The 22285-nt window shown below is 65.5% G+C and carries 22 protein-coding genes; 15 read left to right on the top strand and 7 right to left on the bottom strand.

The window, feature by feature from the left end:
• Positions 1-4 precede the first annotated feature (4 nt).
• On the top strand, positions 5-1441 hold the full coding sequence (locus CSQ99_RS08665; protein ID WP_176560935.1) for an MFS transporter: 1437 nt from the start codon (positions 5-7) through the stop codon (positions 1439-1441).
• Positions 1431-1859 carry a MarR family winged helix-turn-helix transcriptional regulator gene (locus CSQ99_RS08660; RefSeq protein WP_099038643.1) on the top strand — a complete coding sequence of 143 codons (429 nt, stop codon included), beginning with the start codon at positions 1431-1433 and terminating at the stop codon, positions 1857-1859. The genes CSQ99_RS08665 and CSQ99_RS08660 overlap by 11 nt, the downstream gene beginning before the upstream one ends.
• Positions 1860-1869: 10 nt before the next feature.
• Here the strand turns inward: CSQ99_RS08660 and CSQ99_RS08655 are convergent, their stop codons facing one another.
• A complete protein-coding gene (locus CSQ99_RS08655) occupies positions 1870-3342 on the bottom strand; it encodes a phytoene desaturase family protein (protein WP_245908824.1) in 1473 nt (490 codons plus the stop codon).
• Here CSQ99_RS08655 and CSQ99_RS31275 point away from each other — a divergent pair.
• Complete coding sequence (locus CSQ99_RS31275) at positions 3268-3453, top strand: hypothetical protein (protein WP_245908801.1); 186 nt, start codon at positions 3268-3270, stop codon at positions 3451-3453. The two genes, CSQ99_RS08655 and CSQ99_RS31275, sit on opposite strands and share 75 nt — an antisense overlap.
• Here CSQ99_RS31275 and CSQ99_RS08650 read toward each other — a convergent pair.
• Positions 3441-3689 (bottom strand): DUF2630 family protein, encoded by a 249-nt coding sequence (locus CSQ99_RS08650; protein ID WP_099038641.1) that lies wholly within the window; start codon positions 3687-3689, stop codon positions 3441-3443. The two genes, CSQ99_RS31275 and CSQ99_RS08650, sit on opposite strands and share 13 nt — an antisense overlap.
• Between CSQ99_RS08650 and CSQ99_RS08645 the strand changes: the two genes are divergently transcribed.
• Positions 3688-4095 (top strand): FKBP-type peptidyl-prolyl cis-trans isomerase, encoded by a 408-nt coding sequence (locus CSQ99_RS08645; RefSeq protein ID WP_099038640.1) that lies wholly within the window; start codon positions 3688-3690, stop codon positions 4093-4095. The two genes, CSQ99_RS08650 and CSQ99_RS08645, sit on opposite strands and share 2 nt — an antisense overlap.
• 16 nt (positions 4096-4111) lie before the next feature.
• Here CSQ99_RS08645 and CSQ99_RS08640 read toward each other — a convergent pair whose 3' ends face one another.
• Positions 4112-5452 (bottom strand): sensor histidine kinase, encoded by a 1341-nt coding sequence (locus tag CSQ99_RS08640; RefSeq protein WP_099038639.1) that lies wholly within the window; start codon positions 5450-5452, stop codon positions 4112-4114.
• A 4-nt stretch (positions 5453-5456) separates the two neighbouring features.
• Complete coding sequence (gene prrA / locus CSQ99_RS08635; protein ID WP_099038638.1) at positions 5457-6167, bottom strand: two-component system response regulator PrrA; 711 nt, start codon at positions 6165-6167, stop codon at positions 5457-5459.
• Between the two features lie 159 nt (positions 6168-6326).
• On the opposite strand from prrA, the gene CSQ99_RS08630 reads away from it, so the two are divergent.
• The 7 genes from CSQ99_RS08630 to CSQ99_RS08600 all read left to right on the top strand — a co-directional run bounded on the left by CSQ99_RS08630 (position 6327) and on the right by CSQ99_RS08600 (position 15167).
• Entirely contained in the window at positions 6327-7316 is a 990-nt protein-coding gene (locus CSQ99_RS08630; protein ID WP_099038637.1) for a phospholipase D-like domain-containing protein, read from the top strand.
• Complete coding sequence (locus CSQ99_RS08625) at positions 7309-7878, top strand: chromate transporter (RefSeq protein ID WP_099038636.1); 570 nt, start codon at positions 7309-7311, stop codon at positions 7876-7878. Before CSQ99_RS08630 ends, CSQ99_RS08625 begins: the two co-directional genes overlap by 8 nt.
• Positions 7875-8420 (top strand): chromate transporter, encoded by a 546-nt coding sequence (locus CSQ99_RS08620; protein ID WP_099038670.1) that lies wholly within the window; start codon positions 7875-7877, stop codon positions 8418-8420. Before CSQ99_RS08625 ends, CSQ99_RS08620 begins: the two co-directional genes overlap by 4 nt.
• A gap of 65 nt (positions 8421-8485) precedes the next feature.
• A complete protein-coding gene (locus tag CSQ99_RS08615) occupies positions 8486-9367 on the top strand; it encodes an ion transporter (protein WP_099038635.1) in 882 nt (293 codons plus the stop codon).
• A gap of 84 nt (positions 9368-9451) precedes the next feature.
• On the top strand, positions 9452-11332 hold the full coding sequence (locus CSQ99_RS08610) for an ABC transporter ATP-binding protein (RefSeq protein ID WP_099038634.1): 1881 nt from the start codon (positions 9452-9454) through the stop codon (positions 11330-11332).
• Between the two features lie 59 nt (positions 11333-11391).
• Positions 11392-13320, top strand: coding sequence for an ABC transporter ATP-binding protein (locus CSQ99_RS08605; protein WP_099038633.1), 1929 nt, complete (start codon positions 11392-11394; stop codon positions 13318-13320).
• Entirely contained in the window at positions 13317-15167 is a 1851-nt protein-coding gene (locus tag CSQ99_RS08600; RefSeq protein WP_099038632.1) for an ABC transporter ATP-binding protein, read from the top strand. Before CSQ99_RS08605 ends, CSQ99_RS08600 begins: the two co-directional genes overlap by 4 nt.
• A gap of 9 nt (positions 15168-15176) precedes the next feature.
• Here CSQ99_RS08600 and CSQ99_RS08595 read toward each other — a convergent pair whose 3' ends face one another.
• Complete coding sequence (locus tag CSQ99_RS08595) at positions 15177-15791, bottom strand: TetR/AcrR family transcriptional regulator (protein ID WP_099038631.1); 615 nt, start codon at positions 15789-15791, stop codon at positions 15177-15179.
• A gap of 126 nt (positions 15792-15917) precedes the next feature.
• On the opposite strand from CSQ99_RS08595, the gene CSQ99_RS08590 reads away from it, so the two are divergent.
• The 3 genes from CSQ99_RS08590 to CSQ99_RS08580 all read left to right on the top strand — a co-directional run bounded on the left by CSQ99_RS08590 (position 15918) and on the right by CSQ99_RS08580 (position 17966).
• On the top strand, positions 15918-16652 hold the full coding sequence (locus tag CSQ99_RS08590) for an SDR family NAD(P)-dependent oxidoreductase (protein ID WP_099038630.1): 735 nt from the start codon (positions 15918-15920) through the stop codon (positions 16650-16652).
• A gap of 133 nt (positions 16653-16785) precedes the next feature.
• Positions 16786-17208 carry a nuclear transport factor 2 family protein gene (locus CSQ99_RS08585; protein ID WP_099038629.1) on the top strand — a complete coding sequence of 141 codons (423 nt, stop codon included), beginning with the start codon at positions 16786-16788 and terminating at the stop codon, positions 17206-17208.
• A 134-nt stretch (positions 17209-17342) separates the two neighbouring features.
• A complete protein-coding gene (locus tag CSQ99_RS08580) occupies positions 17343-17966 on the top strand; it encodes an NADPH-dependent F420 reductase (protein ID WP_099038628.1) in 624 nt (207 codons plus the stop codon).
• A gap of 44 nt (positions 17967-18010) precedes the next feature.
• Here the strand turns inward: CSQ99_RS08580 and CSQ99_RS08575 are convergent, their stop codons facing one another.
• Together CSQ99_RS08575 and CSQ99_RS08570 are read right to left on the bottom strand one after the other, a co-directional pair.
• Positions 18011-19387 (bottom strand): NAD(P)-binding protein, encoded by a 1377-nt coding sequence (locus CSQ99_RS08575; RefSeq protein WP_099038627.1) that lies wholly within the window; start codon positions 19385-19387, stop codon positions 18011-18013.
• Positions 19388-19395: 8 nt separating this feature from the next.
• Positions 19396-20529 carry an epoxide hydrolase family protein gene (locus tag CSQ99_RS08570; RefSeq protein WP_099038626.1) on the bottom strand — a complete coding sequence of 378 codons (1134 nt, stop codon included), beginning with the start codon at positions 20527-20529 and terminating at the stop codon, positions 19396-19398.
• Positions 20530-20627: 98 nt separating this feature from the next.
• Between CSQ99_RS08570 and CSQ99_RS08565 the strand changes: the two genes are divergently transcribed.
• Positions 20628-22256, top strand: coding sequence for an AMP-binding protein (locus tag CSQ99_RS08565; RefSeq protein WP_099038625.1), 1629 nt, complete (start codon positions 20628-20630; stop codon positions 22254-22256).
• The last annotated feature ends 29 nt before the right edge of the window (positions 22257-22285 follow it).

Below are 22285 nucleotides of genomic sequence, written 5' to 3'. Positions count from 1 at the left end.
ATCCATGAGCCCTCGGCGCAAGGCCATCATTTTGGTGTCCTGCTGCCTGAGCCTGCTGATCGTGTCGATGGACGCAACGATCGTCAACGTCGCCATCCCCAGCATCCGGGCCGACCTCGGCGCGACGGCGTCGCAGCTGCAGTGGGTCATCGACATCTACACATTGGTGCTGGCGTCGCTGCTGCTGTTGTCGGGAGCGGCGGCCGACCGGTTCGGCCGTAGGCGCACATTCCAGATCGGCCTGACGGTGTTCGCGATCGGCTCAATGATGTGCAGCCTCGCACCGAATATCGAGACGCTGATCGCCGCGCGTTTCCTGCAGGCCGTCGGCGGTTCGATGATGAATCCGGTGGCGATGTCGATCATCACCCAGGTGTTCACCGGTCGCGTCGAGCGTGCCCGCGCGATCGGCATCTGGGGTGGCGTCGTCGGCATCTCGATGGCACTGGGTCCGATCGTCGGCGGGGCGCTCATCGAGTTCGCGGACTGGCGCGCGGTGTTCTGGATCAATTTGCCGATCTGCGCGCTGGCCATCCTGCTCACAGCGATCTTCGTGCCCGAGTCCAAGTCGGCGACGATGCGCGACGTCGACCCGGTCGGACAGGGCCTCGGCATGGCATTCCTGTTCGGCATCGTCTTCGTGCTCATCGAAGGTCCCGGTCTGGGCTGGGGCGACGTTCGCACCATCGCCTGCGGCGTGGTCGCGACGGTGGCCTTCGTCGGGTTTCTGGCATACGAGTCGCGACGCCACGACCCGTTCATCGATCTCCGGTTCTTCCGAAGCATCCCTTTCGCGTCCGCGACCGTGATCGCGGTGTGCGCGTTCGCCGCGTGGGGGGCCTTCTTGTTCATGATGTCGCTGTACCTGCAAGACGAGCGTGGCTTTTCGGCCATGAACACCGGGTTGATCTATCTGCCGGTAGCCATTGGCGCGCTTGTGTTCTCGCCGCTGTCGGGCCGGATGGTCGGGCGGTGGGGCAGTCGGCCGTCGCTGCTGATCGCCGGAATTCTCATCACCGCGGCGACATTGATGCTCAGCCAGCTGAATGCGACGACGCCCGTATGGCAGCTGCTCGTGATCTTCGCGGTGTTCGGCATCGGATTCTCGATGGTCAACGCGCCGATCACCACCGCAGCGGTCAGTGGTATGCCCACCGATCGGGCCGGTGCGGCTTCGGCGATCGCATCGACCAGCAGACAGATCGGCGTGAGTCTCGGTGTTGCGCTGTGTGGTTCGGTCGCGGGATCCGCACTTGCCACGATGGGTGCGGACTTCGCCGTGGCGGCACGCCCGCTGTGGTTCGTCGGTGCCGCGCTCGGCGTGATCATCTTCGTCCTTGGCTTCTACTCGACGTCGCCGCGCGCGCTGCGCTCGGCTGAACGTCTCGCACCGTTGATCGCAGGTCCGGCAACGCAAAGGGAGATCGTGGATGTCAAATAACCCGCTGGCCGACGAAGTCTGGCGCGCCATGGCCGCCGTGGTGATCGACAACCGCGACTCCTGGAAGCGGGCGGTGATCGAACGGTCAGGCCTGCCGTTCAGCAGGATCCGCATGCTCAAGCGGCTGAGCCGGCAATCGATGTCGGTCAAGGAGTTGGCGCATGCGGCCACCATCGACGCTCCCGCGGCGACGGTGGCGGTCAACGATCTCGAAGACCGCGGGCTGGTGGTACGCGAGATCGATCCGACGAATCGACGGTGCAAGATCGTCTCGCTCACCGAAGACGGCCGAGCAACGGTTCGCGAGATCGACGCGATAACCGACCCGGCGCCCGATGCTCTGGCGGCACTCGACGACGCCGAACTCAAAACGCTGATGGCGATTTTGGTGCGCGTACAGTCGCTCAGCGGTCGTTAGCGCACCGAAATCACATTTCCAGAACCGCCATGGCGGCGTTGTGCCCGCCGATGCCCGAGACCGCGCCTCCTCGGCGTGATCCTGAGCCGCACAACAGAATCCGGTCATGGTGTGTGGCCACGCCCCAACGCTGTGCGGGCGTCTCCAGTGGCTCGTCATCCTCGGCGAACGGCCACGACAGCGCACCGTGGAAGATGTTGCCCGCCGTCATGCCCAGCGAGTGCTCCAGATCGATCGTCGTCTTCGCTTCGATACACAGCCGGCCCGCCGCGTCCTGCATCAGCACATCCTGAATAGGTTCGGCCAGAACGGAGTTCAGTGAGTTGAGCACCGCGGAGGTCAAGGTATCGCGCATCCGGTCGGGGTCGCGTCCGGTGATCAAAGAGTGTGGTGTGTGCAGGCCGAACACCGTCAGCGTCTGCGCACCGGAGGCGCGCAGGTCGTCGGACAGGATGGTCGGATCGGTCAGCGAGTGGCAATAGATCTCGCACGGCAGTGGGTCGGGCACCACGCCGTGGTCAGCGCGCGTGTACGCGGTGTCGAGTTGGCGGTAGGTCTCGTTGATGTGAAACGTCCCGCCGAACGCCTGCTCCGGCGCGACGGTCTGGTCGTTCAGACGCGGCAGCCTGCGCAGCATCAGGTTCACCTTCACCTGCGCGCCGGGCGCCTGGTCGGGCGTGGGTTCGCCCAGTAATGCAGCCAGCGCGGTCGGAGTCACGTTCGCCAATACGTGCCCGGCTTGTACGCGGTGGTCCTTCCCGTCACGGTGATAACGCACCACCCCTTCGGGATCCATGGCGTAAACCTCTGCACCGCAGACGATTTCGACGCCATAGCCGGCGGCCGCGGCGGCCAGCGCGCCACTGACCGCACCCATCCCACCGATCGGGACGTCCCAGTCGCCGGTGCCGCCGCCGAGCAGGTGGTACAGAAAGCAGATGTTCTGCGTCAGCGAGGGATCGTCTACGCGCGCGAACGTGCCGATCAACGCATCGGTGGCCATCACGCCACGCACGAGGTCGTTGGACACGGCGTCGGTGATGGCGTGCCCGATCGGCTTGTCGACCATCGCGTGCCATGCGGCGTCGTCGCCCACCTGCTTGCGCGCGTCGGTACGGGTACCCAGCGGCCGCAGCAGCGTCGGCCACATCCGCGACGTCAGCGCGCGAGCACGCCGGTAGAACTCGTCGAAGCCCGCCTCGTCGGAGCCCGCGCCGATCGCGCCGAACGTCGACGGCGGTCCGATCAGCAGCCCGGTTCGGCCCTCAGTCGCCGGGTCGGGGGTATAGGACGAGTGGCGCCTGCGCACCAGCCGCACCCGGGCACCCAGATCCTCGACGATGGTCCGGGGCAGCAGGCTCACCAGATAGGAGTAGCGGGACAACCGCGCGTCCACACCGTCGAATGCGTGGGCGGACACCGCCGCACCACCGACGTGGTCGAGCCGCTCCAGCACCTGAACGCGACGGCCCGCACGGGCCAGGTACGCAGCGGCCGCCAGCCCGTTGTGTCCGCCGCCAACGATGACGACATCGAATGTCGCCGACGTCGCGGCTCCGGTGTCGAATGTCGCTGGACCGCTCAGTTGAGGTAGCCCTCGACCTCGTCGGGCGGACGCACGCTGGCCGCCCCCGGATCGCCGCCGGTCTCACGGAGCGCCCGGCGCTGACGCAGTAGGTCCCAGCACTGGTCCAACTGGACTTCGAGCGCACGAAGGCGCTGATGTTCCTCGGACTCGTCGATCTCGCGGTGCTGCAGCTGGGCCCGCAGCTCCTTTTCCTCGGCGACCAGCTGGTTCACCTGGTCGAGAATGTCTTGGTCCTTCGCCATGGGTTCAGTGTGCCCGACTACGGTGGATACGGTGACTTCCACATCAGGGCAGAAGCCCGAGATCGAATTCATCGACGGTCCCCCGCCTGCCGAACTGGTCATCAAGGATCTGGTGGTCGGCGAGGGTGCAGAGGCGGTGCCCGGTGGCACCGTCGAGGTGCACTACGTCGGCGTCGAGTTCGACACCGGCGAGGAGTTCGACAGTTCGTGGGCCCGCAACGAGTCGATCGAATTCCCGCTGCGCGGTCTGATCCAGGGATGGCAGGACGGCATCCCCGGCATGAAGGTCGGCGGTAGGCGCCAGCTGGTCATCCCGCCGGCGCAGGCCTACGGGCCCGCGGGCGGCGGGCACCGGCTGTCCGGCAAGACGTTGATCTTCGTGATCGACCTGCTTGGCACCAAGTAACACGGGCCGCGAACAACTAGCTCGGACCGGGCAGCCTCAGCAACAGTCGAGTGCCGCCGAGCGGGCTCTCGTCCAGAGCAGCTGTGCCGCCGTGCAATTCGGCCTGCTGGGCGACCAGCGCTAGCCCAAGCCCGGAGCCAGAGCGCGACGCGGTCGAGCCACGAATGAACCGGTCGAACACGACCTCGCGTTCCTCCTCGGGAACGCCGCTGCCGTCGTCGTCGATCGCGATCTCCACGCCGGCGCGCGAACTGACCGCCGAGAGCTGCACGCGGGACGCGCCACCGTGCTTGACCGCGTTGGCGATTGCGTTGTCCACCGCCAACCGCAGACCGGCGGGCAGTCCGACGATGATCACCGTCGGCGCGGGCACCAACGACACGTCCAACTCCGGGTACACGCGCATGGCGTCGTGTGCGGCGCGGTCGAGCAGTTCAGTGATGTCGACGGGCACGTGGTCGTCCGCCGTCGACAGCTCACCCTGCGCCAGCCGCTCCAGCGCCCCGAGGGTGGCCTCGATGCGCGACTGCGTGCGGATGACGTCGTTGACGACCTCCTTGCGCTGCTCCTCGGGCAGATCCAGGGTGGCCAGCACCTCGAGGTTGGTCCGCATCGCGGTCAGCGGGGTCCGTAGTTCGTGCGCCGACACCGACGCGAAGTCGCGGGCTGACGTCAGCGCGGCCTTGGTTTTGTCCTGTTCGTTCCACACCCGTTCGACGAGACCCTGCACCGCCTCGGCGATCTCGACGGCTTCGGTGGCTCCGCTGACCTCGATGTCGGGATCCTCGTCGCCCGCGTCGATCTGACGGGTCTGTTGGGCAAGGCGTTTGAACGGCCGCACGGCGAATGCGGCAAGCACCCACCCGCCGACCGTGGCGGCGCCGATCGCCAGGGTGCAGATGACGATCACCCTGCGATGCAGGTTGTTGATGTCGGCGATGGTCCCCTCGTAGGTCGCGCCGACGGCCACCGACATCGGCTCGGGCAGCCGGATGTCCACCGTGCGGACCCGGTAGCGCACACCGTCGACGTAGGTATCGGCGTACCCCGGCTCGAGCTGCGGCAGCACGACGTCGGAGTTCGACGTCACCTGCCCGCCCTTGCGCACGGTGATGATCGCGTCCTTGTCGTTGGGCGATTTCGGGATCTCGTCGAGCCCGCGCGGCAGGAACGGAATCGCAAACCCCGCCGCCTCGTCCAGCCTGCGGTCCAGCCGTTCGTTCCACGCGTCGGTGATGCCGAACCAGACCACGGTGCCCGCGATGACGACGACGATCGCCCCGGCGATGGCACTGGTGAACGCCACTCGCTGGCGAAGGGACGGGGTGCGGCGGAAGATCCGCGTCAGCAGGCTCATCGGACTACTGCGTGCGCAGGACGAATCCCACTCCACGCACCGTGTGCAGCAGCCGGGGCGCGCCGCCGGCCTCGAGCTTGCGGCGAAGGTACCCGATGAAAACGTCGACGACGTTGGTGTCGGCGGCGAAGTCGTATCCCCACACCAGCTCGAGCAGCTGAGCTCGCGAAAGCACCGCGGTCTTGTGCTCGGCCAGCACCGCGAGCAGATCGAACTCGCGCTTGGTCAGGTCGACGTCCACGCCGTTGACCCGGGCGCGGCGGCCGGGGATGTCGACCTCCAACGGACCTACCTGGATGGTTTCCGAGGAGAACGTCGCCGTCGAACCGCGCCGGCGAAGCAGCGCCTTGACCCGTGCCACCAGCTCCTGCAGCACGAACGGCTTGACCAGGTAATCGTCTGCCCCCGCTTCGAGGCCGGCGACACGGTCGTCGACCGAACTGCGGGCCGAGAGCACGCAGACGGGGACGTCGTTGTCCATGGCGCGCAGCGCCGTGACCACGCTGACGCCGTCGAGCACCGGCATGTTGATGTCGAGCACGATCGCGTCGGGGCGGGTCTCGGTCGCGCTGCGCAGCGCTTCGGCGCCGTCGATCGCGGTGGACACGTCGAAACCGGACAGCCGCAGTCCGCGCTCGAGTGAGGCGAGCACGTCGGGGTCGTCGTCGACCACGAGCACCCGGGGTGACGCTGCACCTTCACTGCCACTGGCCATGGCCCCAATCTTGCCTGATGGTGTCCCCGCCATGTGTCAGGCGCGTAGGTAGGACTGTCTCGCCGTAGCGACGGTCTTGTCACTGCCGTGTCACGGCCCGCGAAACGATCGCGTGATAGCAAAGCGGGCAAATTCACGCGCTGCTAGCATCCGGAACTTGTGCCAGCTCCTTCGCCCCGGTTGATCGTCGAGCCCGATGACGGTGTGGATCCGGTCCGCGAATTGATTTCCTCGGCACAAAATTCGCTGCTGATCAAACAGTTCACCTTCACTGAAGAGATCCTGATCCAGGCGGTGATCGAACGGCGCAATGCGGGTGTCGACGTACGCGTCATGCTCAACCCCGCACGCTCGGGAGGCGACCGGGCCAACGACGAGACGTTCGAGCGATTCGCCGCGGCCGGTATCACCGTCCGGTGGTCCAATCCCAAGTTCTATGTCACGCACGAGAAGTCGATCGTGGCCGATGACAGAGCCGCCCTCGTCGCCACATTCAATCTCTGCACGAAATACTTCACGCTGACCCGTGACTACGGCGTGATCACCCACGACCCCGTGCACGTCGCGCAGATCATCGAAGTCTTCGATGCCGATTGGCAGGAACTCGACTGGACCTGCTCGGCGTACGAGGGTCTGCTCTGGAGCAACTCCAATTCCCGCTATCACATGGCGCAATTCATCGACACGGCCGCGCACCGGCTCGATATCCAACACCCCAAATACGTCGACGCCGTCATTCTCGAGCGAATCGCGTCCGCGGCCGATCGCGGCGTGAAGGTGCGTGTGCTCTGCGGTGGCAAGCACGGCATCAGCGAATGGGACATCCTCGACACCTTCGCGTCGCTACGCACTCTGCGCCGCTTCGGCGTGAAGGTGCACAAGCAGAAGAATCTGCGAGTGCACGCAAAGCTTCTGCTTGTCGACGACGAGCGCGCGTTGATCGGGTCGATGAACATCGATCGCAGCGCGTTTGATTTGCGTCGTGAGCTCGGGATACTCGTTTCGGATCCGCCGACGGTGGCGCGTCTGACGCAGGTCTTCGCCGCGGACTGGGAGCTGTCGCACCACTACGAGCCGCCGGACCCGCTGGAGACGTCGCATCACCACGAGGACGATTTTCCGCACGACCACGAACTCATGCATGAATGAGCCCGCAGGGCTGGAGAAGGTCTCGCTGGTCGAGTTGGCGTGGACGTTCAACCACATAGCGCTGGCTTCATTCGGCGGCGGCCTGTCGGCCTGGTCGCGGGAGGTACTCGTCGTCGAGAAGCAGTGGCTCGGCGAAGAGGAGTTCCTCTCCGCGATGACGATGTGCCGGATCCTGCCCGGCGCGAATCAGGTGAATATGGCCGTCTTCGCGGGCAGCAAGATGCGCGGGCTGCCCGGCGTGCTCGCGGCGCTGTTCGGCCTGTGCTTTCTGCCGGTGATCATCGTTCTGGTGATGGCGTTCCTGTATTTCCGCTTCAAGGAGCAGGCCGCGGTCAAGGGTGTTCTGCACGGCGCATCGGCGGCGGCCGTGGCACTGACGATTGCGATGGTGATCCAGACCGGTAGGAAGTGCCTGACCGGGGTCGTGCCGATAGCGCTCTTCGGATTGGCTTTCGTGCTGAATGGCCTTGTGCGGCTGCCCCTCCCGCTGACGCTGCTGATCGTCGCGCCGTTGGCACTGCTCTGGGCGTGGCCGAGAAACCCCGCCGCGCAATCATCATGAGCACCTACCTCGAGTTGGCTGGCATGTTCGCCGGGCTATCCCTGCTCTCCATCGGCGGCGGAAATGCGGTGCTGCCCGATATGCATCGTCAGGCGGTCGATGGGCATCACTGGATGACCAACGCGCAGTTCGCCGATATCTTCTCGATCTCGCAGACCGCACCGGGTCCGAGCATCCTGATCGTCACGCTGGTGGGATACGGCGCAGGACTGTCGGTCGGGGGCGTGCCCGGCGCGATCGTCGGGGGACTCATCGCCACGGCCGCGATGATCGTCCCCGCCGCCTCGCTCATGTACACGGTGACGCTGTTCTGGCAGAAGGCGCAGAAGTCCAAGTGGCGGGTCGCGGTCGAGAAGGGCTTCGCGCCGCTGACCGTCGGTCTGATCATGGCCACCTCGCTGGTGATGAGCCGGACCGCGGACCACGACTGGCGGGCCTATGTGCTGACAGCGGTCTGCACAGCGATCTTCGTCTTCACCAAGACCAATCCCTTGCTTGTCGTGATTGCCGCGGGTGTTATCGGCTATTTCGGGATTATTTGACGTCAGCGCCAAAAAAGAGTGCGCTAGCTATAGCAAACACACCCCCGTACTGCTATCTACATAGGGTGACGCTCACTTCCCCCGACGCTGTCGGGGCACCGCCGCCGGAACGGGTCCCCCAACCGCAGCCGGCCGGATCGAACTCGATCCCGGATCGCTGCCGCGCGCTGATCAATAACCGCAGCTTCGAACTCTTCATCGTCGGCGTGATCGTCATCAACGCGATCGTGCTGGGGATGGGGACTTATGCGGACCTCGCCAGCCGCCACGAACCGCTGTTCGCCACGATCTACAACGTCATCCTCGGCATCTATGTCGTCGAGTTGCTCATCCGACTGACGGCGTATCGGTGGAACCCGCGGGAGTTCGTCAAGGACGGCTGGAACATCTTCGACTTCATCGTCGTGGTCGCATCCTTCGTGCCTGCACTGCGGGCGAACGCCATGCTGCTCCGAATGGTGCGACTGCTGCGGATCGTGCGCCTCGTGCGCTTCCTGCCCGACCTGCGTGTGCTGGTCAGCGCCGCGGGCAGGAGCGTGCCGGGCATCGCATCGTTGGCCGCGGCGACGTTCGTGCTGATCTTCATCTACGGGATGGCCGGCTGGGTGCTGTTCGGCAGCCACGATCCGGCCAACTACGGCAACGTGGGCCTGGCGATGCTCACGATGTTCGTCATGCTCACGCTGGAGAACTTTCCCGACAATGTCGCGATGGGCCAAGAGATTTCGCAGTGGACCATTCTGTTCTTCATCAGCTACGTGCTGCTCGCCAGCTTCCTGATCTTCAACCTGTTCATCGGCATCGTGCTGAACTCGATGGAGGAGGCCAGGGCGGCCGACCGCAAGGAGCACGAGAAGGACGATTTGCTCGAGCGGTTGCGCGACGCGCGCGCCGCACTCGAGGACGCCGAACGGGAACTGCAGAAGGCGCATCGCGACGACGGCTGAGTCGCGCTCGGGCATCTGAATTCACGCCCCGACACCCGGGGAAGGCTTTGACCTCATCCATTGTTGAGGTTTTACGGTGAATCCATGAGTTTGGAAACGGTTGCCAGGCAATCGCTCTATCGGCAGACGCACGCACGCGGCGGCGATCTGCACTCGTTGGCCGACCGTCGGTTGCTCGGCCGGATCTGGCGTTTCGCCGGACGGCATCACCGCAGACTCGCGGTTTTCCTGGCGGTGAGCGTGGGCGCCGCGGGACTGACCGTGGCGACCCCTCTGCTGGCGGGTCGGGTGGTCGACGAGATCACCGGCGCAGGCAGTTCGGCGATGGTGATGACGCTCGCCGCCGTCATCGCCGCGGTCGCGGTCGCGGAAGCGGTCGTTTCGCTGGTGACGCGATGGTTGTCATCGGTGATCGGTGAAGGGCTGATCTTGGACCTGCGGACCGCAGTGTTCGACCATGTGCAGCGGATGCCGGTGGCGTTCTTCACCCGCACCCGAACGGGTGCACTCGTGAGCCGGCTGGGCAACGACGTGATGGGTGCCCAGCGGGCCTTCTCCGACACGCTGTCGGGCGTGGTGACCAATATCGTCACGTTGACGCTGACGCTCGTGGTGATGCTGCGGATCTCGTGGCAGATCACGCTGCTGTCGTTGGCCTTGATGCCGCTGTTCGTGATTCCGGCCCGCCGGATCGGCACGGCGATGGCTCGGCTGTCTCGCGAGTCGGCCGCTCACAACGCGACGATGAACACGCAGATGACCGAGCGGTTCTCGGCACCCGGCGCGACGCTGGTCAAGCTTTTCGGCGACACCGCCGCCGAGTCCCGCGAGTTCGGCGTGCGGGCCGGGCGAGTGCGCGACATCGGGGTGCGCACGGCAATGCTGCAGTCGACGTTCATGAACTCGCTGACGCTGATGTCGGCGCTGGCCCTGGCGTTGGTGTACGGGCTGGGCGGGGCGTTGGCGATCGGCGGGCATCTGCAGGCCGGCGCGATCGTGTCGCTGGCGCTGTTGCTGACCCGGCTGTACGCGCCGCTGACCGCGCTGGCCAATGCACGAGTCGAGATCGCCACCGCACTGGTCAGTTTCGAGCGGGTCTTCGAGGTGCTCGATCTGGTGCCGCTGATCGGTGAGCGTCCGGACGCCGGGACGGTTCCGGACGGCCCGGTCACCGTTGAGTTCGACTCAGTCCGGTTCTCCTACCCGGCTGCCGACAAGGTGTCGCTGGCCTCGCTCGAAGAGGTCGCCGAGTTGGACGATCGCGGCGGGGACGAGGTGCTGCACGGTATTTCGTTCACCGCCCGACCCGGTCAGATGGTGGCGTTGGTCGGCTCATCCGGCGCGGGTAAGTCAACGACGGCAGCCCTGCTGGCACGCCTGTACGACGTCGACTCCGGCGCGGTCCGCCTCAACGGCATCGACGTACGCGACCTGACCTTCGCGTCGCTGAAGGACACGGTCGGCATGGTCACCCAAGACGGGCACCTGTTCCACGAGTCCATTCGGTCGAACCTCGCGTTGGCCGCTCCTGCCGCGACCGACGACCAGTTGTGGGAGGCGCTGCGCCGCGCGCGGCTGGCCGACGTGGTTGCGGAGATGCCCGACGGGTTGGACACAGTTGTCGGTGAGCGCGGATACCGTCTGTCCGGCGGACAGCGTCAGCGGTTGACGATCGCGCGACTGCTGCTGGGAAGGTCACGGGTGGTCGTGCTGGACGAGGCGACGGCGTCGCTGGACTCGGAGTCCGAGGTCGCGGTGCAGCAGGCCCTTGCCGAAGCGTTCGCAGGTCGGACCTCGATCGTCATCGCCCACCGGTTGTCCACGGTGCGCGCCGCCGACGTCATCCTCGTCGTGGAGGACGGCCGCATCGTGGAGCGTGGCACACACGACCAACTGCTGGCCCGCCGCGGACGCTATGCCGACCTCTACGAGACGCAGTTCGGCGACGACAAGGTCGCCGCATGACCGTGCTGCCATATCGCCGGCAGGGTTATCGATTTGCCCGCAATGGGAAGATGTACTAAATGACCGACTCCCTGAACGCGCTTCGCGCGGCGCCCGCAATTGCGCCGCCGGCCAAGCGCGCCAGGCCGAGCTCGGATCTGTGGCGCATCCTGCCCTATCTCATGCCTTACCGCGGCCGCTGGATCGCGATGGTCGCAACCGCGCTGCTCAGCCTCACCGCCACGGTGGCGATTCCGCTGATGACCAAGGCCGTGATCGACGGTCCGGTGCGCCATCAGGACCAGCAGGGCCTCTGGACGCTCGGCGCCGCGGCGATGGGCGTCGGCGTCGCCGAAGCGGTGTTCTGGTTCATCCGGCGGTGGCTGGTCGCACGGGCCACCATGGGCGTGGAAGCCGACATCCGCAAGGACCTTTACGCCCGCCTGCAGATCCTGCCGATGTCGTTCCACAGCCGCTGGCCGTCCGGCCAGCTGTTGTCGCGGATCATGAACGACCTCGGGACGATTCGCCGATTCATGTCGTTCGGCCTGGTCTTCCTGTTGCTCAACGTCATCCAGATCACGGTGGTGACCGCGATCCTGCTGGCGATGTACTGGCCGCTCGGTGTGGTGGTGCTGCTGTCGATCGTGCCGATCGCCGCGACCGTGCTGCACTTCCAGCAGGAGTACACCCGACTGTCGCGGCTGGCGCAGGATCAGGGCGGTCAGGTCGCCACGCACGTCGAGGAATCCGCGCTGGGGCTGCGGGTGGTGAAGTCGTTCGGCCGTGAGGACTACGTCTACGAACGGTTCGACAATCAGCTCACCGACCTGTACGACACTCAGGTCGACAGGGTGTCGGTTTCGGCGAAGTTCTGGACGCTGCTCGAGATCATTCCGAACCTCACGCTGATCGTGGTGCTCGGATTCGGGGCTTACGCCGCCGGCCACGGTCTGGTCACCATGGGCACGCTCGTCGCGTTCATCACGATGATGCTGTCGCTGGTCTGGCCGATCGCGTCGCTGGGCTTCCTGCTGTCGATGACGCAGGAGTCGTTCACCGCCGCGAACCGCATCGCCGAGATCTTCGATGCGCCAATGGAAATCGTCGATGGCCCGGACGCTGTGGCACCGTCGGGCGGACGGTTGGAACTGGTCGACGTGGGGTTCCGCTTCCCCGACGCCAAGCCCGACGATTGGGTTCTACGCCACGTCACGGCCACCGTGGAGCCGGGGGAGACGCTGGCGCTGGTCGGCTCGACCGGCTCGGGCAAGTCCGTGTTGGCCTCGCTGCTGTCGAGGCTCTACGACGTCACCGAGGGCGCGATCCGCATCGACGGCACCGATATTCGTGATCTGTCGTTGCCCGCGCTGCGCGAGACGGTGGCCACGGCGTTCGAGGATCCGACGCTGTTCTCGATGTCGGTCGCCGAGAATCTGAGGCTGGGTGCGCCTGGTGCGACCAACGAGCAGATGACCCAGGCCATCGAGGTCGCCGCCGCACAGTTCGTCTACGACCTGCCGTACGGTCTGGACACCCGCATCGGCGAGCAGGGCATGAGCCTGTCTGGCGGTCAGCGGCAACGGCTTTCGCTGGCTCGTGCCATTTTGGCGGCACCGCGGATCCTGGTGCTCGACGACACGTTGTCGGCGCTGGACGTGCACACCGAGGCCGTCGTCGAAGAGGCGTTGCGCCGGGTGCTGCACGAGGTGACGGGCATCGTGGTCGCGCACCGCGCGTCGACGGTGCTGCTCGCCGACAAGGTGGCGCTGCTGGACGGCGGTGCCATCACCCACATCGGCACGCACGCCGAATTGCTGGCCACCGTGCCGCAGTACCGCTATCTGCTCGCCGCCGATGACGAACTCGACGACGGAAGCGAGCGTGCCTGCGACTGGCAGGAGGCCGAGGACCGAAGCCGACTCGAGGTGGCCTACGAAGAGCAGGAAGCGCTGGACCGCGATCGCGTGGAGCAAAGGTTCGTCACCTCGGAGGCGGAGGGCCGATGACCACCGTCAATGAGCCGACTCCATCGACCGCCGCGGAATGGCGCGGCAAGTTCGACGAGGATCAGAGCGACGACCTGCCGATCGACGAGAACCTGCCGCGGCGCCGCGAAGCCCGCGCGCTGCTCGGGTCGCTGCTGCGGCCGTACGCTCGCACCCTTGCGCTGCTCGCCCTCGTCGTCGTGGTGGGAAACGCTGCGCGCCTTTCCGTTCCGCTTCTGGTCCAGCGAGGCATCGACCGCGGCATTCCACCGCTCATCGACGGCGGCTCGGCGCACACCCTGATGATGGTCGTGGCGACGATGGGCGTGGTGGTGCTGGTGCAGGCCACCAGCAGGTTGTTCTTCCTGCGGCGGTCGGGCCGCGTCGGGCAGAAGGTCCTGCTGGAGTTGCGGCGCCGGGTGTTCCGGCATTTCCAGCGGCTTGATATCAAGTTCCACGACCGCTACACCTCGGGCCGTGTGGTGAGCCGGTCCACCAATGACGTCGAGGCCATCCAGGACATGCTGGAGACCGGTTTCGACGGCCTGATCACCGCGGCGCTCACACTGATCGGCACGTCCATTCTGCTTGTGACGCTGGATGTTCGGCTCGGACTGATGTGTCTGGCCGCCTTCCCGATCCTGGTGGCGCTGGTCTGGTGGTTCCGCAACGAGTCGGCCAAGATCTACCGCAAGGTGCGTGAGAGTGCCGCGCTGGTGATCGTGCAGTTCGTCGAGACCATGACCGGTATCAAGGCCGTGCAGGCCTACCGCCGTGAACCCCGCAACCAGGAGATCTTCGAGAACGTCGCCGACGACTACCGCGAGATCAACGAGAAGACCTTCCGCTTGCTCGCGATCTTCATGCCCGGCGTGAAACTGGTCGGCAACCTCACCACCGGCGTGGTGCTGCTCTACGGCGGCTACCGGGTGCTGCACGGTGAGATGACCATCGGCACGCTGGCGGCGTTCCTGCTCTACCTTCGGATGTTCTTCGAGCCGATGCAGGAGATCTCGCAGTTCTTCAACACCTTCCAGTCCGCCTCCTCGGCATTGGAGAAACTGGCGGGCGTGCTCGCCGAGCGGCCGGGTATCAGGGACCCGCGGGAGCCCGTCGAACTCGACACCGTGCGCGGTGACATCGCCTTCCACGATGTGCAGTTCTCCTACGTCGACGGGCGGCCCGTCCTGCCGGACCTCGACTTGACGGTGCCCGCCGGCCAGACCGTCGCACTCGTGGGTACCACCGGGGCGGGCAAGACGACGATCGCGAAACTCATTGCGCGCTTCTATGATCCGTCGTCGGGCTCGGTGACGTTGGACGGCGTTGACCTACGCGACCTCGCGCAGACCGACCTGCGTCGCCACGTCGTGATGGTCACGCAGGAGAACTTCATGTTCGACGGCACCGTGGCCGACAACATTCGGTTCGGCCGGCCCGACGCGACTGACGATGAGGTCGTCGCGGCGGCGAGGGCCGTCGGTGCGGACCGGTTCATCGACGCGCTTCCCGAGGGCTATGACACCGACGTCGCCAAGCGCGGCGGACGGCTGTCGGCGGGTCAGCGGCAGTTGGTCGCCTTCGCCAGGGCCTTCCTGGCCGACCCCGCGGTGCTGATCCTCGACGAGGCGACGTCCTCGCTGGACATCCCGAGCGAGCGGATGGTGCAACGGGCACTGGAGACCGTGCTGGCCGACCGGACGGCGCTTGTCATCGCGCATCGGCTGTCCACGGTGCAGGTCGCTGACCGCGTGCTGGTGCTCGAGCACGGCCGCATCATCGAGGACGGTGCGCCTGAGGACCTGATCGGCCGCACCGACGGCCGGTACGCGGCACTGCACCGCGCATGGGAAGAGTCGCTGGCCTAATTTCTCCCGTCAATGAAGATCAGGCTTGCGCCGAGGAGGCGAGGGAGCGCGGACCGCTGCGATGGGGATGGCGTTGTCGATGAGGACGGCTGCGATGGCGGCGGCGGTGGCGAAGGTTTCGGTATTGAGGACTCGGTTGCGGGCCGAGGCGCCATCCAGGAGCAGAGCCAGTTGTTCGCCGAGCTGTTCTGGGTTGGTGGCGCCGGCCTCGCGCGCGGTTTCGGTGAGCCGCGCGGCAAAAGCCTTTTTATAGTCGCAGGCGTGCATGCGTGCCGGGTGGCTGGGGTCGCGGATTTCGACGGCCGCCGCGATGAACGGGCACAGGGGCCCGTGAATGTCGAAGGCAGCGAGGAGCCGTTCGCGCGGTGTCAGGTCGGTGCGGTCGAACACTTCGGGCAGGACGTCGGGATCGAATCGGCGTAGGTACTCGGCGATCAGCTCATCCTTGCTGGTGAAGTGCTGATAGAACGTGCGCTTCGACACCTGAGCAACCGCGCAGAGCTGGTCCAGGCCGGTGCAGTTGATGCCTTGTTCGCGGAAGAGTTGCCGAGAAGCGCCGAGGATGCGCTCTCGTGCGCCCCTGCCGCGGCGCAGGCCTTGCGGCCCTTTCTCCAACTCCGTCATCAGCCCATCGTAGCTCAGTTGGGTACCGATCGGTGTACATAGCTTGCGACCTCCACTCTCGTGGGATACGTTAAGTACTCAGATCGGTGTACATAGCATCGGCACTGTCGAACGAATGGAGTGACCATGGGAAAGCTCGATGGCAAGGTTGCGGTGATCACCGGCGCGACGAGCGGGATGGCGCTGGCCGGTGCGAAGTTGTTCGTTGACGAAGGTGCTCACGTCTTCATTTCGGGCCGGCGGCAGCAAGCTGTGGATGACGCCGTCGAGCTGATAGGCGGGAACGTGACCGGCGTGCAGGGCGACTCGGCCAACCTCGACGATCTGGACCGGTTGTTCGACACGGTCAAGCAAGAAAAGGGCTCGATCGACGTGTTGTGGGCAAGTGCCGGGATGGGCGAGCAGGGCAGGCTCGGCGAGATCACCGAGGCGCAGTTCGACGCCACCTTCTCGCTGAACGCGCGCGGCACGCTGTTCACGGTCCAGAAGGCGCTGCCGCTGTTCAACGACGGCGGCTCGATCTTCATGACGGGGTCCAACGCTTCGCTCAAGGGCTACCCCGATTGGAGTGTGTACGCAGCCAGCAAGGCCGTGCTTCCCGCTTACGCACGGGTTTGGGTGTCCGAGTTGAAGGACAGGAAGATTCGGGTGAATGTGCTGACCCCCGGCCAGGTCGCCACGCCGATTCTGGAGCAGGTGATGGACGAACCGACGAAGGCGCAGTTCGAGTCCATGATCCCGCGGGGAAAGATGGGCCGTCCCGAGGAGATCGCATCGGTCGCGTTGTTCCTCGCCTCCGACGACTCGAGCTATGTCAATGGCATGGAGTTGGTCGTCGACGGCGGCACCTCAGCGATCTAGTGTCTGCCGACAAACACGTCGTCGCCCGGACACGCCACCAGCGCACAAGTGCACCGGCCTTCCGGTTTTCAGAAATCCGTTGTGGACGTTCGGTATTCGGTCACCACAAGCGAGAAGCACAACGGGAGTAGCCATGACCACCTTCGCCCCCCACCGCGACACCGTGGAATTTTTCGTCGACGCCATGCACGGCGGCGCAGACAAAGACGCTCTTTCCGGCGTCCTCGCCGAGGACGTGGTGCTGTACGGCCCGCTCAGTGACGAGCCACTCACCGGCCGCGACGCAGTCCTGCAAGCCATGCAAGGGGTCGGCGCGGCGGCCCAACTCACGTACAAGGAAGTCCTCACCGGAGAGACGCACCACGCCGCGTACTTCCGGCTGCAGATCGAAGACACCGTGGTCGACGGGATGGACCACATCTGGCTCGACGCGGACGGCAAGATCGCCGAGGTCACCATATGGTGGCGCCCGCTGCCGGCCGGCGTCCAGATGCAGGGCCACCTTGCGGATGCACTCGGCATGCAGCCCTGGGAACTGCGCACGAACGAGGAATGACGGCGAACGCCGTGCCCCTCCTTGGTCACTTTCCGCCAAACTCCACGCACTATCCACTTTGCTGACACGCCACCAACGCGGGTTCAAGGCGGAGGAATCAACCTTTTCAACCATCAACAAGGACAGGAGATTTCATGAGCATTATCAGCATCATCGGCACCGGGAACATGGCTCGCACCATCGGCACGCTGGCGGTCGCGGGCGGCAACACCGTCGAGGTCATCGGTCGCGATCAGTCCAAGGCCGCTGACCTGACCAAGACTCTTGGCGGCAGCACCACGACGGGAGAGTTCGGCGCCTTCCCCGCCGGGGACATCGTCATCGTGGCCCTGTTGTACGCCAATATCGTTCCGGTGGTAACCCAGTACGGAAACGCCCTGGCGGGCAAGGTCATCGTCGACATCAGCAACCCCTTCAATTCCGCGGCCGACGGGCTGGCCATCGCCGATGACACTTCGATCGCGCAGGAAGTCGCCAATGCGGCCCCGGCCAGCGCCAGCGTGGTGAAGGCCTTCAACACCATCTTCGGTGTCGCCCTGGCCAAGGGCCGGCCGCTGGACGTCTTCATCGCCGGCGACGACGCAAAGGCCAAGGCGGGCGTGGCGGAGTTCATCGAGAGCCTCAATCTGCGCGCGCTCGACGTCGGCGGGTTGAACATGGCGCACTGGCTGGAAGGAACTGGCCTAGTCGCCATGGGTCTCGCCAGCCACGGAGTGGGGAACTTCGACTTCGCCCTCGGCGTAACCGTTCCCGACTGAGCCGCACCGCCGGGCCCACGAGCAGCCGTTGAAGTCAATGGCGATCAGGCCTGTGCCAGCAGCGTCTCCAGTTTGTCGTTGATGACGGGCATATTGGAGTTCAACACGGAGATGATCTTCTCCCGGGCCCGCTCGCTGACACCCGCGGAGACGTGGTGCAAGACGTTGAGCCGAGACGCGTCGACCCACGCCATCATGTCCGGGTCGGTGAACCATTGAAGTTGGTTCTTGTTGAACGCCAGCATCATTCGCAACCAGTCGATGGGGTCCGACGGGTAGGGCACGGGGTTGCAGTGCGCGTTCTTCGTCGCGTCATCGGAGTATGTCGCTTCGACGTGGCCGATGACGGCGGCGCTGAACGCCGGTTGACAGGTCCGCACCGCCTGCAGGGCGATGCGCTCGTCGGTGAACACCGTTGTCGGTTCGATGCGCGCGAAACCGTCTGCACTGCAATCGATGTAGAGCACCGAGCCGTCGACGTCGTACGTGCCGCCCTCGAGCGTGATCCGGCCCGGCTCGATCGACTGGACACGGCCCATCCGCACGACATCGTCGATTCTTCGCAACTCCTCGATCTCGGCGTTCGACAGGATCGCGCACCGGTACATCGTCGGATCGATCGAGGTGTCGATGCGCTGCAAGCACCCCTTGGCCTCGAGAATCCTGAACAGGTCCGGCACCGACTCGGCCTCGAGCACCGCGTTCAGCTGGGCGGAGAAGTCTCGCAGCACGCGCTTGGCGAACTGCTGCCCGGGCTGGATGGCCGCGCGGTCGAGGATCCACGAGTCGCGGGGCTTGATCCACGTCAGCCGATCCGGCGAGACGCCGTGCCGCAGCAGCCACACGCACGCGTCCATGCCGGTCTTACCCGCGCCGACGATCACGTACCTGTCGCGGGCGGCGCGGATGCGCGGCAGGTCGTTGGGCGGGACGCACTCGACGCCGGGGGCGACGGCATAGGACGGGCCCCGCATGGACGGCACGATGATCTCGACGTGGGTGGTGACGACCCGGCCGGCGGTTACTGCGATGTCGTCGCCCCCGAGCGTGCGCACCCTGCCGTCGCCGAGGTACTCGCTCATCGGCAGGTACGTCACCCGGCCCGTCGGCAGCAGATGCTGACGCATCACCGCGTCGAAGTACGCGCAGACCTCGGCGCCGCTGGCCAGCTCGTAGTAGCCGGCGTTCAGGCCGCCGTGATCGATGGTGTCGCTGCCAAGACCCCGAGAGTTCACGCCGTAGTAGGCCGACGGCTGATGAAGCCGCACGAACGGATAGGCCGTCGTCCAGTGGCCCCCCGGCTGGTCGTTGCGATCGACCACGACGACCGTGGCGTCCGATTCGGCCACCAACGTGTCGGTGAACGCGAGCCCCATCGCGCCCGCTCCGACGACGAGGTAGTCGGCCTCGATCGTTCGCATCTGATCTCCTAGCGCAGGGTGGCGAAGAACTTGTGCACGTCCTCGACGAACAGCTCCGGCTGTTCGAATGCCGCGAAGTGGCCGCCGCGCGGCATGTCCGTCCAGTGGGTGATGTTGTACCCGGCCTCACACCAACTACGTGGCGCCTTGAGGATCTCTCGGGGGAACGCGGCAACGCCGGTGGGCAGTTCGACGCGGTCGAAGCTGCCGAATGCGTTGAAGCTCTCCCAGTACAGCCGGGCCGACGAGGCCGCCGAGGCGTTCAGCCAGTAGAGCATCACGTTGTCCAGCATCTCGTCGCGGGTCAGCACGTTCTGCGGGTCGCCGTCGCTGTCGGTCCACGACCAGAACTTCTCGACGATCCACGCCAGCTGGCCGACGGGGGAGTCCACCAACCCGTAGCCGACGGTCTGCGGTCGGGTCGACTGCTGTTTGGAGTAGCCCGAATCCCATTTCTGGTAGTACTGCCCGCGCTCGAGCGCCTGCTTCTCATCCTCGGTCGGATTCTCGAGTTTGCCGGGCGGGAAGCCGAGCGGCATGTTCAGGTGGATCCCCACGCAGCCGCTGATGTCGCCGCCGGAGCGGCTCCGGGGCCCCGCGTTGCGCCCGATCTGCGTCGTCACGGCTGCACCCCAGTCGCCGCCCTGCGCGCCGAAGCGCTCGTAGCCGAGCCGGCCCATCAGGGTGTCCCACGCCGTCGCGATCTTCTCGATGCCCCAGCCCGTGGTGGTGGGCTTGGCGGAGAAGCCGTATCCGGGCAGCGACGGGCACACCACGTCGAACCCGAGCGCGGTGAGCGGCTCGATGACCTTGTGAAACTCGACGATCGATCCGGGCCAGCCGTGGGTGATCAGCAGCGGGAAGGCGTTCTCGACCGCGGATCGCTGGTGGATGAAATGGATGTCGAGACCGTCGATTTCGGTGGTGAAGTGGTCGAACCGGTTCAGCGCTTCTTCACGTGCGCGCCAGTTGTAGTCGGTGGCCCAGTAGTCGGCCAGCTTGCGGGTGTATTCCAGCGGGATGCCCTGGGTCCAGTCGTCGACGCATTCGGGGTCCGGCCAGCGGGTGCGGGCCAGCCTGGCGCGCAAGTCGTCGAGATCGGCGTCGGGTACCGCGATGCGAAACGGAGTGATCTGGCCCATGGCCCCATCCTTAACCCCCTTCGCTCCGAGCCTGCAAGCAGTGTGCGAATTTCGGTCGATTCGCGATCTGTGCGCAGTTTGGGCGCGACGATGGGGCGATGGAGTCGCAAGACGCAGGTCCGACCGACACACCGATTCTCGAGGAGACCATCGGCGAGAACTTCGAACGCACGGTGGCAGCCAACCCCGACGGCGACGCACTGGTCGACATGGCCAGCGGTCGGCGGTGGACGTATGCCCAACTCAACGCTGACGTCGACGCGGTCGCGCGGGGGCTGATGGCGCTTGGCATCGATCGCGGTGAGCGCGTCGGCATCTGGGCGCCGAACTGCGCCGAGTGGACGATGGTGCAGTACGCGACCGCGAAGATCGGCGCGATCCTGGTCAACATCAATCCGGCCTACCGCACACACGAACTGGCATACGTGCTGAAGCAATCGGGGATCCGCACGTTGATCTCCGCCACGTCGTTCAAGACATCTGATTACGTGAGCATGGTCGACGAGGTACGGGCCGAGTCGCCGCAACTGCGGGAGGTGATCTACCTCGGTACCGACGACTGGCGCGATCTGGTCGAGAAAGCAGACACCGTCGCCGCCGACGAGCTACGTGCGAGACTGAGCTCGCTGCACAACAACCAGCCGATCAACATCCAATACACCTCGGGCACAACCGGTTTCCCCAAAGGTGCCACGCTCTCACATCGCAACATCCTCAACAACGGCTATTTCACGACCGAACTCATCAACTTCGAGCCCACCGACCGCCTGTGCATCCCGGTGCCGTTCTATCACTGCTTCGGCATGGTGATGGGCAATCTGGGGTGCACCAGCCACGGTGCCACCATCGTGATCCCCGCGCCCGCCTTCGATCCGGCGCTGACCCTGGATGCCATCGAAAAAGAAAGGTGTACAGGCGTTTACGGAGTGCCGACCATGTTCATCGCGATGCTCGGTCAGCCCGACCTCGCGCAGCGCGACCTGTCGTCGCTGCGGACGGGCGTCATGGCCGGATCGGTCTGCCCCGTCGAGGTCATGAAGCGCTGTATGAGCGACATGAACATGTCGGAACTCGCCATCGCATACGGGATGACCGAGACGTCGCCGGTGTCGTGTCAGACGCGCATCGACGACGACCTCGAACGGCGTACCAGTTCGATCGGCCGGGCCCATCCGCACGTCGAGATCAAGATCGTCGACGCCGAAACCGGTGAGGTCGTCGAACGCGGGCAGACCGGTGAATTCTGTACGCGCGGTTACTCGGTGATGATCGGCTATTGGGAGGACGAGGCCAAGACGGCGGAGTCGATCGACGATGACGGCTGGATGCACACCGGTGATCTGGCCGTCATGCGCGACGACGGCTACTGCAACATCGTGGGCCGCATCAAAGACATGGTGGTCCGCGGCGGCGAGAACATCTATCCGCGCGAGATCGAGGAGTTCCTGTACACCCATCCCGACGTCGACGACGCGCAGGTCATCGGTGTCCCCGACGAGAAGTACGGCGAGGAGATCTGCGCGTGGGTGCGGATGAAGCCGGGCACGGGCGCGCTCGACGCGCGGGCCCTGCGCGACTTCGCGACCGGCAAGCTGGCCCACTACAAGATCCCGCGGTATGTCCACGTCGTCGACGAGTTCCCGATGACGGTCACCGGTAAGGTGCGCAAAGTCGAGATGCGTGCCGAGACGGTCAAAATTCTCGGACTCGACTCCGCGGAGGGATGAGTTCTGACGCTCGCCGGAGTCTCTACCTA

It is taken from the genome of Mycobacterium neglectum, from assembly GCF_002591975.1.
GTDB classification, from domain to species: Bacteria; Actinomycetota; Actinomycetes; order Mycobacteriales; family Mycobacteriaceae; genus Mycobacterium; species Mycobacterium neglectum.
This window is presented reverse-complemented; position numbering and strand designations above follow the sequence as displayed.

Bases quoted from the DNA above. Each gene is read 5' to 3' on its own strand.
- CSQ99_RS08665 (WP_176560935.1), top strand. From the start codon at position 5: ATGAGCCCTCGGCGCAAGGCCATCATTTTGGTGTCCTGCTGCCTGAGC.
- CSQ99_RS08660 (WP_099038643.1), top strand. From the start codon at position 1,431: ATGTCAAATAACCCGCTGGCCGACGAAGTCTGGCGCGCCATGGCCGCC.
- CSQ99_RS08645 (WP_099038640.1), top strand. From the start codon at position 3,688: ATGGGTTCAGTGTGCCCGACTACGGTGGATACGGTGACTTCCACATCA.
- CSQ99_RS08650 (WP_099038641.1), bottom strand. From the start codon at position 3,689: ATGGCGAAGGACCAAGACATTCTCGACCAGGTGAACCAGCTGGTCGCC.
- CSQ99_RS08640 (WP_099038639.1), bottom strand. From the start codon at position 5,452: ATGAGCCTGCTGACGCGGATCTTCCGCCGCACCCCGTCCCTTCGCCAG.
- prrA (WP_099038638.1), bottom strand. From the start codon at position 6,167: ATGGCCAGTGGCAGTGAAGGTGCAGCGTCACCCCGGGTGCTCGTGGTC.
- CSQ99_RS08625 (WP_099038636.1), top strand. From the start codon at position 7,309: ATGAATGAGCCCGCAGGGCTGGAGAAGGTCTCGCTGGTCGAGTTGGCG.
- CSQ99_RS08620 (WP_099038670.1), top strand. From the start codon at position 7,875: ATGAGCACCTACCTCGAGTTGGCTGGCATGTTCGCCGGGCTATCCCTG.
- CSQ99_RS08610 (WP_099038634.1), top strand. From the start codon at position 9,452: ATGAGTTTGGAAACGGTTGCCAGGCAATCGCTCTATCGGCAGACGCAC.
- CSQ99_RS08605 (WP_099038633.1), top strand. From the start codon at position 11,392: ATGACCGACTCCCTGAACGCGCTTCGCGCGGCGCCCGCAATTGCGCCG.
- CSQ99_RS08600 (WP_099038632.1), top strand. From the start codon at position 13,317: ATGACCACCGTCAATGAGCCGACTCCATCGACCGCCGCGGAATGGCGC.
- CSQ99_RS08595 (WP_099038631.1), bottom strand. From the start codon at position 15,791: ATGACGGAGTTGGAGAAAGGGCCGCAAGGCCTGCGCCGCGGCAGGGGC.
- CSQ99_RS08590 (WP_099038630.1), top strand. From the start codon at position 15,918: ATGGGAAAGCTCGATGGCAAGGTTGCGGTGATCACCGGCGCGACGAGC.
- CSQ99_RS08585 (WP_099038629.1), top strand. From the start codon at position 16,786: ATGACCACCTTCGCCCCCCACCGCGACACCGTGGAATTTTTCGTCGAC.
- CSQ99_RS08580 (WP_099038628.1), top strand. From the start codon at position 17,343: ATGAGCATTATCAGCATCATCGGCACCGGGAACATGGCTCGCACCATC.
- CSQ99_RS08575 (WP_099038627.1), bottom strand. From the start codon at position 19,387: ATGCGAACGATCGAGGCCGACTACCTCGTCGTCGGAGCGGGCGCGATG.
- CSQ99_RS08570 (WP_099038626.1), bottom strand. From the start codon at position 20,529: ATGGGCCAGATCACTCCGTTTCGCATCGCGGTACCCGACGCCGATCTC.
- CSQ99_RS08565 (WP_099038625.1), top strand. From the start codon at position 20,628: ATGGAGTCGCAAGACGCAGGTCCGACCGACACACCGATTCTCGAGGAG.